The sequence below is a fragment of the Pseudomonas sp. CBC3 genome (assembly GCF_037967085.1).
Taxonomy (GTDB): domain Bacteria; phylum Pseudomonadota; class Gammaproteobacteria; order Pseudomonadales; family Pseudomonadaceae; genus Stutzerimonas.
Genome location: NZ_JBANEO010000006.1, coordinates 44,953 through 57,482, shown reverse-complemented (window position 1 = coordinate 57,482; position 12,530 = coordinate 44,953). Strand labels below are relative to the sequence as shown.

The window sequence follows — 12,530 nt, the reverse complement described above, 5'->3', positions numbered from 1 at the left end:
GCACTTCATGTTTGATTAGACGGCGGACTATAAGTGATGGACGCTTCACTGTGAACGCAAGTGGATCATTCAGTCACTGAATGGGCACGGCTTCGTCTACTGTTCGGTTTTTACTCGTCCTCTTCGCTGAGTGAGCGTTCGAAGCGAGCCGAGAAGGCTTCGACAAAGGCGTTGCGCAGGATCGCGACAAACGCCTGAAACGGGCTTACGTCGGTGTTCTTGGTGCTACCGGACAGCTCGACTCGCGTCGCAAATTGCTCCTTGCGCTGGTTCTGCAGTACTTCCTCACCGCCACCGACCACGGCTTCCCAGATGCCGCGGAAGAAGCCCTTGTCTTCGTTCTCCACGTCCTGCTCGAAGTCGAAGACTTCAACATTGTGCAGCAGCGGCTTGATGTAGCCGTCCAGCTGACCGTCGTTGGCCTCGATCTCCATGACTAGATCCCCGGTGCCGGCGGCGAAATCGAAATTTCCGTAGGCGTTGCTGAAATCATTCAGCTTGGTTAACTCCAGGCCAGTCATCCGCAGGTCGATGTCGAAATCTTCGAAGTCGGTATAGGGATCGAAATGCGCGGTAGCTTCCATCGGGGCCTGATTGAACAGCTTGGCCGCGCCTTCGAACGTGGCGACGCGTCCTTGCTCGCGGTCGCCCGTATTGGTCAGGTTGTACAGGCTCGCATTGATCGCGTTGGCATAAACATGCACCTGCGGATCGGCCTCGAAATTCCGAAACGATAGCTGACCGTCCACGACGCGTAGCTCGTTCAGTGTGAACGGCATCAGCGCTTCGAGCTGGTCACGCCAATCGACGCCTTCACCGGTTTGCGAGTCATCAGCGGCTTCGCCGTCGACGAAGTTCAGTTGCGGTTGCTCCAACACCACCTCGCCGACCAGGGCTCGGTCTTTCCAGAGCGCACGCCAGCTCACCCCTATATCGATCGAGTCTGCGGTGAACAGCGGCGCCTGAACCTGCTCGTTCTTCTTTTCGATGAGGAGCCCGTCGGCACGATAAGCGCCACGCCACCAGGCCAGATCGACATCCTCTATATGCCCCTGGTACTCGCCCAAATCAGCCAGCTTGCCGTTCAGATAATTGAGCACTAGGTGAGGCAACGCGAGGTGAACGACCAGCAATAGCAGAACGAGCGACAGGAGTATCCACACAGGAAAGCGGTAGCGTTTTTTCATGACAGGCCTGATTCGGTCGGGTTCATCATGGAACTGCTTATTAGAGTTTGTTGGCGTTTCGTCGCGAGCCGCGTTGCTGCGCCAAATGTCGCCAGGCAAGGCAGCGCCCGCTCCCGGCGGGCTTGCTGCATTCATCACATCCATGTGGATCGCGCGGGACGCAGGTATTGGTGCTCCCTTGCGAAGTCCCGCAACGCCGCATGGCGACCTTTACCGCGCAACCCTTCGGGCAGAGCCTGTTTGCGCGATGCGGCGTTTCTCGTCGCTCTTTTTGGAACGACCAAACTTCGCTCCTCGTGCCTTGCCTTGCACAAAAACAGGCTCCGGCGCGGCTGCGAACGAAACGTCAACAGACTCTAGTGGGTGGACCTTTGCATGTATCGCTGAGTTCGGCTGGACGAGCCATGAGACTGAGCTTAGGCTCATGAGTCTGGTTTTTCACTCGCAGGAACACTGTCATGAGCCGCATCTTTGCTGACAACGCGCAGACTATCGGAAATACCCCATTGGTCATGGTCAACCGCCTGGGCCCCAAGGGCGTCACCATCATGGCCAAGCTCGAAGGCCGTAACCCCGCTCATTCGGTCAAATGCCGGATCGGCGCTGCCATGATCTGGGATGCCGAGAAAACGGGTCGCCTCAAATCAGGCATGACGATCGTCGAACCGACTTCCGGTAACACCGGCATTGGCCTGGCATTCGTCGCGGCGGCGCGTGGCTACAAGTTGGTTCTGACCATGCCGGCATCGATGAGCCTGGAGCGTCGCAAGGTACTGAAGGCGCTCGGTGCGGAGCTGGTGCTCACCGAACCGGCGAAGGGCATGAAGGGGGCCATCGAGAAGGCCATGGAGATCGCCGCATCGAATCCCGAGCAATACTTCCTGCCACAGCAATTCGAGAACCCATCGAATCCGGAAATCCATGAAAAGACAACTGGTCCGGAAATCTGGAATGACACCGAAGGCAACATCGACGTTCTGGTTTCCGGCGTCGGAACCGGCGGCACCATCACAGGGGTTTCGCGCTACATCAAGAACACCAAGGGCAAGAAGATCCTCAGCGTGGCGGTCGAGCCTATCAGCTCGCCGGTGATTAGCCAGACGCTCGCTGGCGAGGAGGTCAAACCCAGCCCGCACAAGATTCAGGGCATCGGTGCTGGCTTCGTGCCGAAAAATCTCGACCTATCGGTTGTCGATCATGTCGAGCAGGTCGGCGACGACGAGGCCAAGGCAATGGCGCTGCGTTTGATGCGTGAAGAGGGCATCCTCTGCGGCATATCCTGCGGCGCGGCGATGGCTGCGGCGGTGCGTCTGGCCGAGAAGCCGGAAATGCAGGGCAAGAATATCGTTGTCATCATGCCGGACTCCGGTGAGCGCTACCTGTCCACCATGTTGTTCGCCGATATATTCGGTGAGCAGGAACTGCAACAGTGAATTTCGCTGCGCCGGCCTGTCTTGGCGGATTTGGCGCAGCGCAGCTATAGTCTTTTTTCCTCGTTTCGAGATCGGTATGAACAACGTAGCCTGCGGCACCAGCGCTTATTGTGGAAGCCCGTTCCTTACGGGCGGTTCTGCAGTGCCTACGTTCATGCCGATCATCCTGTCCTGCCTACCTGCGAGCCCGCCACCGGGCTTGCCACTGGCTCCGCCACCGCCACCTTCCGCGCTGGCCTGAGCTACGCCGGTTCGCCGGCATCCCCGTCACTGCGTTTGCCATTCGCTGGCGCAGTCTCGTATTGCCTTTCCCAAAGGTGGCAGGATGATTTCGTTATCACCCAACAACCTGGTCGCGTATGCGACTACGGTACTTTTCGTGCTGTTCTGGAGCAGCGGTGCAATCGTTTCAAAATGGGGCTTGGCGTACGCATCGCCTTTTGCCTTTCTGCTGGTTCGTTTCGTGATCGCATTCGTTGCATTGGTGGTCGTGATGCGGCTGGCTTCGCTATCGTTGCCTGAGAGTAAAAGGGCGCGCTGGTTTGCGTTAGCGACTGGCGTAGTGCTGCTGGGCTCTTATCAGATCTTCTATTTGCTGGCGCTGGATCTGCAGGTGACGCCGGGCGTCATGGCGACATTGCTAGGTGTGCAGCCGATCCTCACGGCGGTGTTGCTAGAGCGCAAGGGGTTACGGCCGATGCGATTGCTCGGTTTGTTGCTCGGGCTGGTCGGTCTTGTACTGGTGGTTTATCACAGCCTCGGCGTGGGTGGGCTGTCTTGGACGGGCGTAGCTTGCGCTCTGCTGGCGCTGTTGAGCATCACGCTGGGCTCGATGATGCAAAAGCGCGCATACGGCGATCCGCTTCGCGCCATGCCCTTGCAATACTTCGCCGGGCTACTGCTCTGTTCGCTGTTCGTGCCTTTTCAGCCTTTCGAGATCACACCGGCGCTGGGTTTCTGGATACCGGTGTTGTGGATGGGGCTGCTGATATCCGTGGCGGCGACTTTGCTGCTGTATCGATTGATCGCACGCGGGAACTTAGTCAACGTGACCAGCTTGTTCTATCTGGTGCCGGCCGTTACCGCGCTGATGGATTATCTAGTGTTCGATAACGTACTGCCGATGCTCAGCCTTATCGGCATGCTGTTGATCGTGCTCGGGCTCGTTATGGTGTTTCGGCGTTCGTCCGATTAGCGTTAGCCGCGCTGGGTTTCTGGCGCCGCCACGGTTGTGGTTGGCGCCTGTTTCAGCACTAGCCAGAGCGCTACCGCAATCAGCGCACCACCATAGAGGTAAGCCCAGGACAGCGGTTCGTTGAGCAGTAGGGTACCCCAGAGTACGCCAAAGGGCGGAATGATGAAGGTCACCGTCAGCGTGCGGACCGGGCCAATGTCAGCTAGCAGCCGGAAATAAAGAATATAGGCGAAGGCGGTGCAGACGACGCCGAGCCCGATCAGGCTGAGCCAGACCGTGCCGCCGCCCCAGGATACCGGCGGAGCCATCAGCAGCGAGATCAGGAACAGCGGCAAAAGACATAGTGCCGCGCCCATCTGACTACCAAAGGCCACCAGCTCGCTGTTCAATCCGCCGTGCTGATTGATCCAGCGGCGTGTCAGGAAACCGCCGAAACCGTAGCAGGCGGTTGCACCCAGACATGCAAGCGCGCCGATCAGCAGATTCGCGTCGAACGCCACGGGGCCGGTACGCGTCAATAGCGCTACGCCGCTGAGACCGCAGAGCACGCCGATCACCTTCGTCGTTGTCAGCTCTTCGGCGAAAAACAAGGCGCCGATGATCACGCCCATCATCGGTGTGGTGGCATTGAATATAGCTGAGTAGCCAGTCGGCAGAAGCTGCGCGGCCAGCGCATAGAATGCGAAAGGAATCCCCGAATTGATCATCCCCAGAACTAGGCACAGTTTCAGTTTGCCGCGAAAGTCCCAGCGAATCCGCATCATCGCCAGTATTCCCAGCAAGCCGATACAGGCGAACAGCACGCGGAAAAACGCGGTGGGAAAGGTTCCGAGTTCCGGCGCGATGATGCGCATGAACAGGAAGCTGGCACCCCAGATTGCAGCGAGACTGAGCAGACGCAGAAAATCTAAGGGGCGCATGGAGAATGGCTCCGGTGATGGGACGTCAAAGTGTTAGTGAGACTTGCTGATCTCGCAAGTCGAAACACGCTTTCAAACTTTTCCGATCTCGTTGCAGCGCTTTCATTGCTATCGGCCACTGGCTAAGCTCGGCTTTTGTCGCTGCCGGATAACCGACATGGTGCGAACATCGCCTGACGCCGAGATTGCTAGGCAGATTCTGCTGGGCTTCGATGATTACCGTGAGCACTTCCGATTGATCACGACCGGCGCTCGGGCTCGCTTCGAGCAGGCCCAATGGCAGGACGCTCAGCGTGCCTCGGCGGCACGCATCGCTCTTTACGAGCAGAAGGTCGGCGAAACCGCGAAGGACTTACGGTCTAGGTTCGCCGAAGGCGTACTGCTTGATGTGCAGCGATGGCCCCAGGTCAAGAGCGCGTACATCGAATTGATTGACCCGCGCTTCGACGATGAGTTGTCCGAAACCTGGTACAACTCGATCTTCTGCATGCTGTTCAGCCACGATTGCATCAGCGACAACACCATGTTCATCCATTCGACCCGGCCGACAAATCGGGCCCAGGAGCGGATGGCCCAGACTCGTCGCTATCGCCCGGCCGGCGATCTACATGGAGTGTTGGCGCAGATCCTCAACGATTTTGCTTTCGCTGTGCCCTATGACGATCTCGATGGCGATCTGCGACGGCTCGAGGCACAACTGCAAGAGTCGTTGCCGGACTGGGTATGCAAGGATCCCGATCTTGCAGTTGAAGTCTTTTCCTCGGCGCTGTATCGCAACAAGGGTGCCTACTTGGTCGGACGGGTTTTCACGCGCGACGAGCAATGGCCGCTGGTCATCCCGCTGCTGCATCCCGAGGGGGCCGGCATAGTCGCAGATGCGCTGATCACCGACGAGGCGGAAGTCTCGATCATCTTTTCATTCACGCGCTCGTATTTCATGGTCGAGGTGCCGATTCCGGCGGAGTTCATCGGTTTTCTCAAACGCATCATGCCGGGCAAGCACATCGCGGAACTCTATACGTCGATCGGCTTTTACAAGCACGGGAAGTCGGAGTTCTATCGTGCGCTGATCAACCATCTGGCCGTTACGGACGACCGTTTCATCATGGCGCCTGGGGTGCGCGGCATGGTGATGAGCGTATTCACGCTGCCGGGTTTCAATACCGTATTCAAGATCATCAAGGATCGGTTTTCGCACACGAAGAATGTCAGCCGCGCCACGGTCATTGAAAAGTATCGGCTGGTGAAAAATGTCGACCGGGTAGGGCGTATGGCGGATACACAAGAGTTCGCCGACTTTCGTTTTCCAAAATCGAAATTCGACCCGGAATGCCTGGCAGAGCTACTGGAAGTCGCACCTTCCACGGTCGAGGTCCAAGGCGATACCGTGCTGGTGCGTCACTGCTGGACGGAGCGGCGAATGACGCCCCTGAACATATACGTCGACAGCGCCAGCGAGCAGCAGGTGCAGGAGGCGCTGGAAGACTACGGACTGGCCATCAAGCAACTCGCTGCAGCCAACATATTCCCAGGTGACATGTTGCTGAAGAACTTTGGCGTGACCCGTCATGGTCGGGTGGTGTTCTACGACTATGACGAGATCTGCTTTCTCACCGAGGTGAATTTTCGCTATATCCCCGAGCCCCGCTATCCAGAAGATGAAATGGCATCCGAGCCTTGGTATTCGGTGGGGCCGAACGATGTGTTTCCCGAGGAGTTTCCGCGTTTTCTCTTCGCTGATATTAAGCAGCGTCGATTGTTCGCCAAATTGCATGGCGAGCTGTATGACGCCGATTATTGGAAGGGTTTGCAGTGCGCGATAAGCGACGGCAAGGTTATTGATGTTTTTCCATACAGACGCAAGGAACGAACTGTTCAGTAAGAGCCGCGAGGTGAACGCTTGCAGACGCGGCAGGTCGCATTTATAGAGCCGGACGAAAGCACCGCGGCGGAATGATCTGCAACATCTGTCGCAGGCGGCGGTGCACTTCATGGGTTATGCTGACAACGAAGCCCCACGGCTCCACCAAGACCCGTAACGAAGCAGGAGGGTTCGACCATGAAAGCATGGCTCAATCGTGTGTGCTGGAATCTGGCAGTGGCGCTTGGCTTCATTGAGCCGCCTCGCCTGCAACCGATACCGGTTCGCTCCCAGCGGTGCACGTCAAAGGCGCCAAAGCGCTGATTCAATTTTGCACGGGTTGCCCTTCAGCGCCCGGGCATGACTGGACCTCCCCGTTCTACGGCCCGCTGGTAAGCGGGGCGGTCATGTATCCTTTTTAGAAAAGCGCTCAGCATCGGGTAACTGGCATCCAGCCCGGCGCGAGCTCGCGCGGCTTCCAAAGGAAAGCTCATCTGGATATCCGCGACACTGAATTCCTCTCCCGCGAACCATGGGCTTTTGCTTAGCTCGCTTTCCATATAGTCCAGATGAAGCTTCAACTGCGGGCCGATGAATGCTTTATGGGCACCTTTAGCAATGGCTCGTGCCACCGGGAGGATGAAAAACGGCATAGGCCCAGTGGAGATTCGATCGAACACAAGCTTGAGTAGTAGCGGCGGCATCGCCGAGCCTTCGGCGTAGTGCATCCAGTAGCGAAAACGACGGTAATCTGGCGAATCCGCTGCTGGAACCAGGCGACCTTCGCCGTATCGATCGATCAGGTATTCCAGAATTGCGGCCGACTCGGCCAGTGTCAGCTCGCCATCGGTAATGACTGGCGACTTGCCGAGCGGGTGCACCTGCTTCAGCTCAGCCGGGGCCAGCATCGTCTGTGGGTTTCGAGCATAGCGCTTGATTTCGTAAGGAAGCGGGAGCTCTTCCAGAAGCCAGAGCACGCGTTGCGAGCGGGAATTGTCCAAGTGGTGCAATGTGAGCATCTGCGCTGCCTCGTCCGGTCCAGTGACGGCGACTAGCTTAGTCCACCTTTACACCTCCATACGATATGGCAGACTTCCCGCCCCTGAAGGAGAAGCCATGCCTCGTCCGCGCTGTCCGCGTTGCCAACGTCCATTGAAGCAATGCCTTTGCGCCCTGATCCCCTCGCTCGTCAGCGAGACCGAGGTGCTGATCCTGCAGCACCCCAGCGAAACCGGACATGCCTTGAATACGGCACGCCTCGCGGCGTTGGGGCTGACGAGCGCCGAACTGCGAGTGGGGGAGCGGTTCGACGATCTGCCAGTGAGCGATAGTCGCGAAAGCTATCTGCTGTTCCCGGGGGACGACGCCGTGTCGCTCGCACAACTGGCTGCTGAGGATCGCCCGTTGCGGCTCGTCGTTCCGGATGGCACCTGGCGCAAGGCCCGCAAATTGCTACATCTCAACCCAGCGCTCGCCAGCCTGCCACGCGTAGCGCTTCCCGAGGGGCTGACGTCACGTTATCGACTACGCAAGGCTCCGATGCCTGGTGCTTTGTCCACGCTAGAAGCAATCGTGGTCGCCTTGAATGCTCTGGAAGGCGCAGGGCGGTTCGATGCGTTGCTGAGGCCGTTCGAGGCGCTGATCGAAACTCAGATCGATGCTATGGGCGCAGAAGTTTTTCAGCGCAATCATGGCTGTCACCGTTGAGGCGGCCAATAAAGGCGTGGCGCCTTAGCGCGGCGGACGAGTTTTCAGTTGAAGGATGTAAAGCGTTACCAGGGTCGCACTGATCAGCATGCCGATCCGAGCCCAGAACAGCGGTACCAGCCAACAGGACACGCCGATGCTGAGCCACATGGTGGTGATCGCATAGACCTTGCCCTTGAGCGGGATGCCGTTGCCTTCCAGATAATCCCGAAACCACGGGCCGAGCCTTGGATGCATCACCAGCCAAACGTAGAAACGCTGCGAGCTGCGTACGAAGCAGGCAGCGGCGAGTAGCAGGAAAGGAGTAGTAGGCAGAACCGGCAGGAAGATACCGATGACGCCCAGACCAACGCATATCCAGCCCACCACCAGCAACGCGTAGCGCGCTACCGGGTTGCGATACGTCGGGATATCGCGGTGGGCCAAGAGGCTATCCGCGTGTCAATGCCGGCGCGGCTTGAGTAGCGCCGGCTTTTCTTCGGGGGCGTGGCAGATCAGATACAGCGCAGTAAGGATTTCGGGAATCTGAGCGGCCATCTCGTCGACCAGATCGCGGTCTGCGGCGATATCGCTGAACTCGGGCTGCTCATCGAAAAGGCCGGAGCCAACCATGATCGGCAGGAGCAGCTCGCTGACTTCTTCCTCTGACTCTTCGAACCATACCGACTCGCGCATGAACACGCCTTCCATGAAGCCGATGCACCAGCCGCGCAGGTCGGACTCGTCCGGCTCGTCGCCCAGGTCCAGCTCGCAAGGCAGATCCATGTCTTCATCGCTAGCCAGTTGCCGGGCGATATGCGCCTTGAGCTGAATTAGCGTCGCTTCGATGGCGTCGCGCTCGGTGTCGTCGGCGTACTTGGGCGGTTCGGAGAACAGCGCGTCGATCCATTCACGCTCCGGCACCTGCTCCGAGCAGATGCACAGGGCGGTCAGGTAGCCGTGCGCGGCGATGTAATCCAGTGCCTCTTCGTGCAGATCATCTGCATCCAGAAACACTTGCAGGCGGGCGAGTTGCTCGGCGAATGACATCGATGACTACCTTGGAAAGAGAACAGCGGTGATTCTAGACGAGCCGTGGGCCTCCGGCTACCGCGCGCTGTTCGCTGCGGTGCTGCGTCAGCTTTGCCCATCGTCTTCGAGAGATATGAAAACCACGTTGGAGTTCCGCTAACCGTATTGCCGTCCGACTATCGCGTCGTGGTGGTGTTCGGCCTGAAGGCTGCGTCCGTGTCGCGTATACTCGCGCGTCTTGTTTCGGAGACCGGCATGCTCGATCAGGCACAGCGCATTCTCAAAGATGTTTTCGGCTACGACGCGTTTCGTGGTAACCAGGGTGCGATCATCCAGCGTGTGTCCAGCGGCGAGGATGCGCTGGTGCTGATGCCGACCGGTGGTGGCAAGTCGCTCTGCTATCAGGTCCCGGCGCTGCTTCGTGACGGCCTGGCGGTGGTGGTGTCGCCGCTGATTGCCTTGATGGATGATCAAGTCGCTACGCTCGAGGAACTGGGTGTCGCGGCCGTGGCGCTCAACTCCACCCAAAGTCCCGAGCAGCAACGGGACATCGCCGAGCGCCTGCGACGCAACGAAATCAAGATGCTCTACCTTGCCCCCGAGCGGCTGGTGCAGCCACGCATGCTGGCGTTTCTGCAGCGCTTGCAGATTGGCTTGTTTGCCATCGACGAGGCCCATTGCGTCTCGCAGTGGGGCCATGATTTCCGTCCCGAATATCTACAACTTGGCCAACTCGCCGAGTTTTTCCCCAGCGTCCCACGGATTGCGCTGACCGCCACGGCGGACAAGCGTACGCGTGAGGAAATCGTTCAGCGGCTGCATCTGGAGAATGCCGAGCGCTTCCTCTCCAGTTTCGATCGCCCGAATATCTTCTATCGCATCGTGCCCAAGGAGCAGCCACGCAAGCAATTGATGGCTTTCCTGGCCGAGCGCCGCGGCGATGCCGGCATCATTTACTGCATGTCCCGCAAGAAGGTTGACGATACTGCCGCCTTCCTTACCGAACAGGGCTTCCCCGCATTGCCCTACCACGCGGGGCTACCGAATGATCTGCGGGCCTTCCATCAGAAGCGCTTCCTCAACGAGGAAGGTTTGATCATGGTCGCGACCATCGCCTTTGGCATGGGCATCGACAAACCTAACGTGCGTTTCGTCGCGCATCTGGACTTACCGAAGTCTCTGGAAGCCTACTACCAGGAAACGGGCCGCGCAGGTCGTGATGGTTTGCCCGCCGATGCCTGGATGGCGTACGGCTTGCAAGACGTCATCTTCCTCAAGCAGATGCTCAACAACTCCGAAGGCGACGAGCGCCACAAGCGCATCGAGCAACACAAGCTCGACGCCATGCTCTCGCTGTGCGAGGAGACCCGCTGCCGCCGTCAGGTCCTGCTGGCGTATTTCGATGAGCAAATGCCCGAGCCCTGTGGGCATTGCGACAACTGCATGGATGGCGTGCAGACTTGGAATGCTACCGAACCTGCACGCCAGGCGTTGTCGGCCATTTATCGCAGCGGTCAGCGTTACGGTGTTGGGCACCTGGTCGACATTCTGCTGGGGCGCGATAACGAAAAAGTTCGCAGCCTCGGTCATCAACAGCTATCGGTGTTTGGCGTTGGCAAGGCGTTATCGGAAGGCGAATGGCGCTCGCTGTTCCGCCAGTTGGTCGCGCGAGGGCTGGCCGACGTCGATCTGGACGGTTTTGGCGGGCTGCGGCTCAGTGATAGCTGTCGCGCCCTGTTGCGCGGGGAGGTGACGCTGGAGCTGCGACGCGAGCTGGCTGTCAAGGCATCGAAGCCCTCCGCCAGCGCGGCGAGTCAGCTGGTGCGCAGCGAAGAGCGGGAAAACTGGGAGGCGTTGCGCGCCTTGCGCCGCAAGCTGGCCGAGGAACATGGCGTGCCCCCTTATGTGATATTTCCGGACGCGACGCTGCTGGAAATGCTCCGTAGCCAGCCTGCGTCTCTAGCGGATATGGCGCGTATCAGCGGTGTCGGCGCGCGCAAGCTCGAACGTTATGGCCAGGCGTTTCTGGAGGTCCTGCAAGGCACGGCGAATACCGTCAGGTCAGCCGCCGATATCCGTCATGAGCTCATCACGCTGGCCCGAGCCGGCATGACGCCGGCACAGATCGCGCGACAACTCGAATGCAGTGAAAAGAACGTTTACGCCATGTTGTCCGAAGCGATAGGCCAGCAACAGCTCAGTCTGGAACAGGCGCTGGATATTCCGGAGGACTTGTTAGGCGAGATCCAAGAAGCTTTTCTCGATGGTGAAGGCGAGTTGCCTCCCGTTGCCGCCGTGGCCGAGCACTTTGCAGGGCGGGTGCCGGAAGCCGTGCTGTTCTGTGTCCGGGCTTCACTGCAGGCTGAATTCGAGCTTTGATCGCGTCTGGAGCGCGCCTGTAACCGCTATTGTCCTGCGGTCTCGGCAGGGGGGCTGTAATGCAGCGTTACGTTCTTGCACCGATGGTAGCCTTGCCAGCATTCCGATGCTGTGGTTAGCTCGCTAATAATTAGTTTTTGCAGGAATGCGCTCCATGTACCCTGACCAACACCGCTTCGCCATGCAGCTGGCGCAACTTTCGCGTGGCTGGCGCGCCGAGCTGGATCGGCGTTTAGCGGATCTTGGCCTGTCTCAGGCCCGATGGCTGGTTTTGTTGCATTTGGCCCGGTTTGATCATGACCCTACCCAGCGCGAGCTCGCGCAGAGCGTTGCGGTCGAGGGACCGACACTGGCCAGACTGCTGGACAGTCTGGAGGCGCAGGGGCTGGTGCACCGCAAACCAGCGCCGGACGATCGTCGGGCAAAACTCATTACACTTGGGGCTCCCGCACACCCGTTGATTCAGAAGATCGAGGCGATTTCTACTCAGGTGCGGGAGGAACTCTTCAACGGCATCGATGAAGAGGACCTGCGCAAATGCCAGCAGGTGCACGAGCGCATCCTCGCCAATCTGGTTACGGTCAAGCGTTAACGACTCTCTCGACACACTCCCTTCCCGCTAATCTCAGCGGATTGCCGGTCCCGGTGCCATTCGCGTCGGTGGCCGCTGCGTTGGTTTAACACTCATTCCGACCATTTCTTGGCACAAGGGTAGGGCGCCGTTTGTCTTGGCGCTAGGCTAGCATTTGCGAATGATGGCACAATGCCTTAGCACGTTAGCTGACGAACTGCCTCAATTTTTCCCGTTTCCGTCGATAACCGCTTCACAGTTCAACG

Annotated in this window: 12 protein-coding genes; 7 read left to right on the top strand and 5 right to left on the bottom strand. The window is 58.8% G+C overall.

Annotated features, from left to right (window positions below):
* Nucleotides 1-110 precede the first annotated feature (110 nt).
* Nucleotides 111-1,187 (bottom strand): DUF748 domain-containing protein, encoded by a 1,077-nt coding sequence (locus tag V6943_RS19335; RefSeq protein ID WP_340555104.1) that lies wholly within the window; start codon nucleotides 1,185-1,187, stop codon nucleotides 111-113.
* Nucleotides 1,188-1,645: 458 nt separating this feature from the next.
* Between V6943_RS19335 and cysK the strand changes: the two genes are divergently transcribed.
* On the top strand, nucleotides 1,646-2,620 hold the full coding sequence (gene cysK, locus V6943_RS19330; protein WP_131650456.1) for a cysteine synthase A: 975 nt from the start codon (nucleotides 1,646-1,648) through the stop codon (nucleotides 2,618-2,620).
* A gap of 325 nt (nucleotides 2,621-2,945) precedes the next feature.
* Nucleotides 2,946-3,815 (top strand): DMT family transporter, encoded by an 870-nt coding sequence (locus V6943_RS19325; protein WP_340555103.1) that lies wholly within the window; start codon nucleotides 2,946-2,948, stop codon nucleotides 3,813-3,815.
* Nucleotides 3,816-3,817: 2 nt separating this feature from the next.
* Here V6943_RS19325 and V6943_RS19320 read toward each other — a convergent pair whose 3' ends face one another.
* Nucleotides 3,818-4,735 (bottom strand): DMT family transporter, encoded by a 918-nt coding sequence (locus tag V6943_RS19320; RefSeq protein WP_181101385.1) that lies wholly within the window; start codon nucleotides 4,733-4,735, stop codon nucleotides 3,818-3,820.
* Between the two features lie 157 nt (nucleotides 4,736-4,892).
* Between V6943_RS19320 and aceK the strand changes: the two genes are divergently transcribed.
* A complete protein-coding gene (aceK, locus tag V6943_RS19315) occupies nucleotides 4,893-6,617 on the top strand; it encodes a bifunctional isocitrate dehydrogenase kinase/phosphatase (protein ID WP_340555102.1) in 1,725 nt (574 codons plus the stop codon).
* Between the two features lie 177 nt (nucleotides 6,618-6,794).
* Entirely contained in the window at nucleotides 6,795-6,920 is a 126-nt protein-coding gene (locus tag V6943_RS19310) for a PA1414 family protein (RefSeq protein WP_305955868.1), read from the top strand.
* 23 nt (nucleotides 6,921-6,943) lie between these two features.
* Here V6943_RS19310 and V6943_RS19305 read toward each other — a convergent pair whose 3' ends face one another.
* A complete protein-coding gene (locus V6943_RS19305) occupies nucleotides 6,944-7,615 on the bottom strand; it encodes a glutathione S-transferase (protein ID WP_340555101.1) in 672 nt (223 codons plus the stop codon).
* A gap of 97 nt (nucleotides 7,616-7,712) precedes the next feature.
* Here V6943_RS19305 and V6943_RS19300 point away from each other — a divergent pair, with 97 nt between their 5' ends.
* On the top strand, nucleotides 7,713-8,303 hold the full coding sequence (locus tag V6943_RS19300; RefSeq protein WP_340555100.1) for a tRNA-uridine aminocarboxypropyltransferase: 591 nt from the start codon (nucleotides 7,713-7,715) through the stop codon (nucleotides 8,301-8,303).
* Between the two features lie 24 nt (nucleotides 8,304-8,327).
* Here V6943_RS19300 and V6943_RS19295 read toward each other — a convergent pair whose 3' ends face one another.
* Both V6943_RS19295 and V6943_RS19290 read right to left on the bottom strand, forming a co-directional pair.
* Nucleotides 8,328-8,729 (bottom strand): YbaN family protein, encoded by a 402-nt coding sequence (locus V6943_RS19295; protein ID WP_131650462.1) that lies wholly within the window; start codon nucleotides 8,727-8,729, stop codon nucleotides 8,328-8,330.
* A gap of 15 nt (nucleotides 8,730-8,744) precedes the next feature.
* Nucleotides 8,745-9,332 carry a UPF0149 family protein gene (locus tag V6943_RS19290; protein WP_131650463.1) on the bottom strand — a complete coding sequence of 196 codons (588 nt, stop codon included), beginning with the start codon at nucleotides 9,330-9,332 and terminating at the stop codon, nucleotides 8,745-8,747.
* Between the two features lie 237 nt (nucleotides 9,333-9,569).
* Here V6943_RS19290 and recQ point away from each other — a divergent pair, with 237 nt between their 5' ends.
* Nucleotides 9,570-11,693 (top strand): DNA helicase RecQ, encoded by a 2,124-nt coding sequence (recQ, locus tag V6943_RS19285; protein WP_340555113.1) that lies wholly within the window; start codon nucleotides 9,570-9,572, stop codon nucleotides 11,691-11,693.
* Between the two features lie 154 nt (nucleotides 11,694-11,847).
* Nucleotides 11,848-12,285 carry a MarR family transcriptional regulator gene (locus V6943_RS19280; RefSeq protein ID WP_131650464.1) on the top strand — a complete coding sequence of 146 codons (438 nt, stop codon included), beginning with the start codon at nucleotides 11,848-11,850 and terminating at the stop codon, nucleotides 12,283-12,285.
* The last annotated feature ends 245 nt before the right edge of the window (nucleotides 12,286-12,530 follow it).

Bases quoted from the DNA above. Each gene is read 5' to 3' on its own strand.
- V6943_RS19280 (WP_131650464.1), top strand. From the start codon at position 11,848: ATGTACCCTGACCAACACCGCTTCGCCATGCAGCTGGCGCAACTTTCG.
- cysK (WP_131650456.1), top strand. From the start codon at position 1,646: ATGAGCCGCATCTTTGCTGACAACGCGCAGACTATCGGAAATACCCCA.
- V6943_RS19335 (WP_340555104.1), bottom strand. From the start codon at position 1,187: ATGAAAAAACGCTACCGCTTTCCTGTGTGGATACTCCTGTCGCTCGTT.
- V6943_RS19320 (WP_181101385.1), bottom strand. From the start codon at position 4,735: ATGCGCCCCTTAGATTTTCTGCGTCTGCTCAGTCTCGCTGCAATCTGG.
- V6943_RS19290 (WP_131650463.1), bottom strand. From the start codon at position 9,332: ATGTCATTCGCCGAGCAACTCGCCCGCCTGCAAGTGTTTCTGGATGCA.
- V6943_RS19300 (WP_340555100.1), top strand. From the start codon at position 7,713: ATGCCTCGTCCGCGCTGTCCGCGTTGCCAACGTCCATTGAAGCAATGC.
- V6943_RS19310 (WP_305955868.1), top strand. From the start codon at position 6,795: ATGAAAGCATGGCTCAATCGTGTGTGCTGGAATCTGGCAGTGGCGCTT.
- V6943_RS19305 (WP_340555101.1), bottom strand. From the start codon at position 7,615: ATGCTCACATTGCACCACTTGGACAATTCCCGCTCGCAACGCGTGCTC.
- recQ (WP_340555113.1), top strand. From the start codon at position 9,570: ATGCTCGATCAGGCACAGCGCATTCTCAAAGATGTTTTCGGCTACGAC.
- aceK (WP_340555102.1), top strand. From the start codon at position 4,893: ATGGTGCGAACATCGCCTGACGCCGAGATTGCTAGGCAGATTCTGCTG.
- V6943_RS19325 (WP_340555103.1), top strand. From the start codon at position 2,946: ATGATTTCGTTATCACCCAACAACCTGGTCGCGTATGCGACTACGGTA.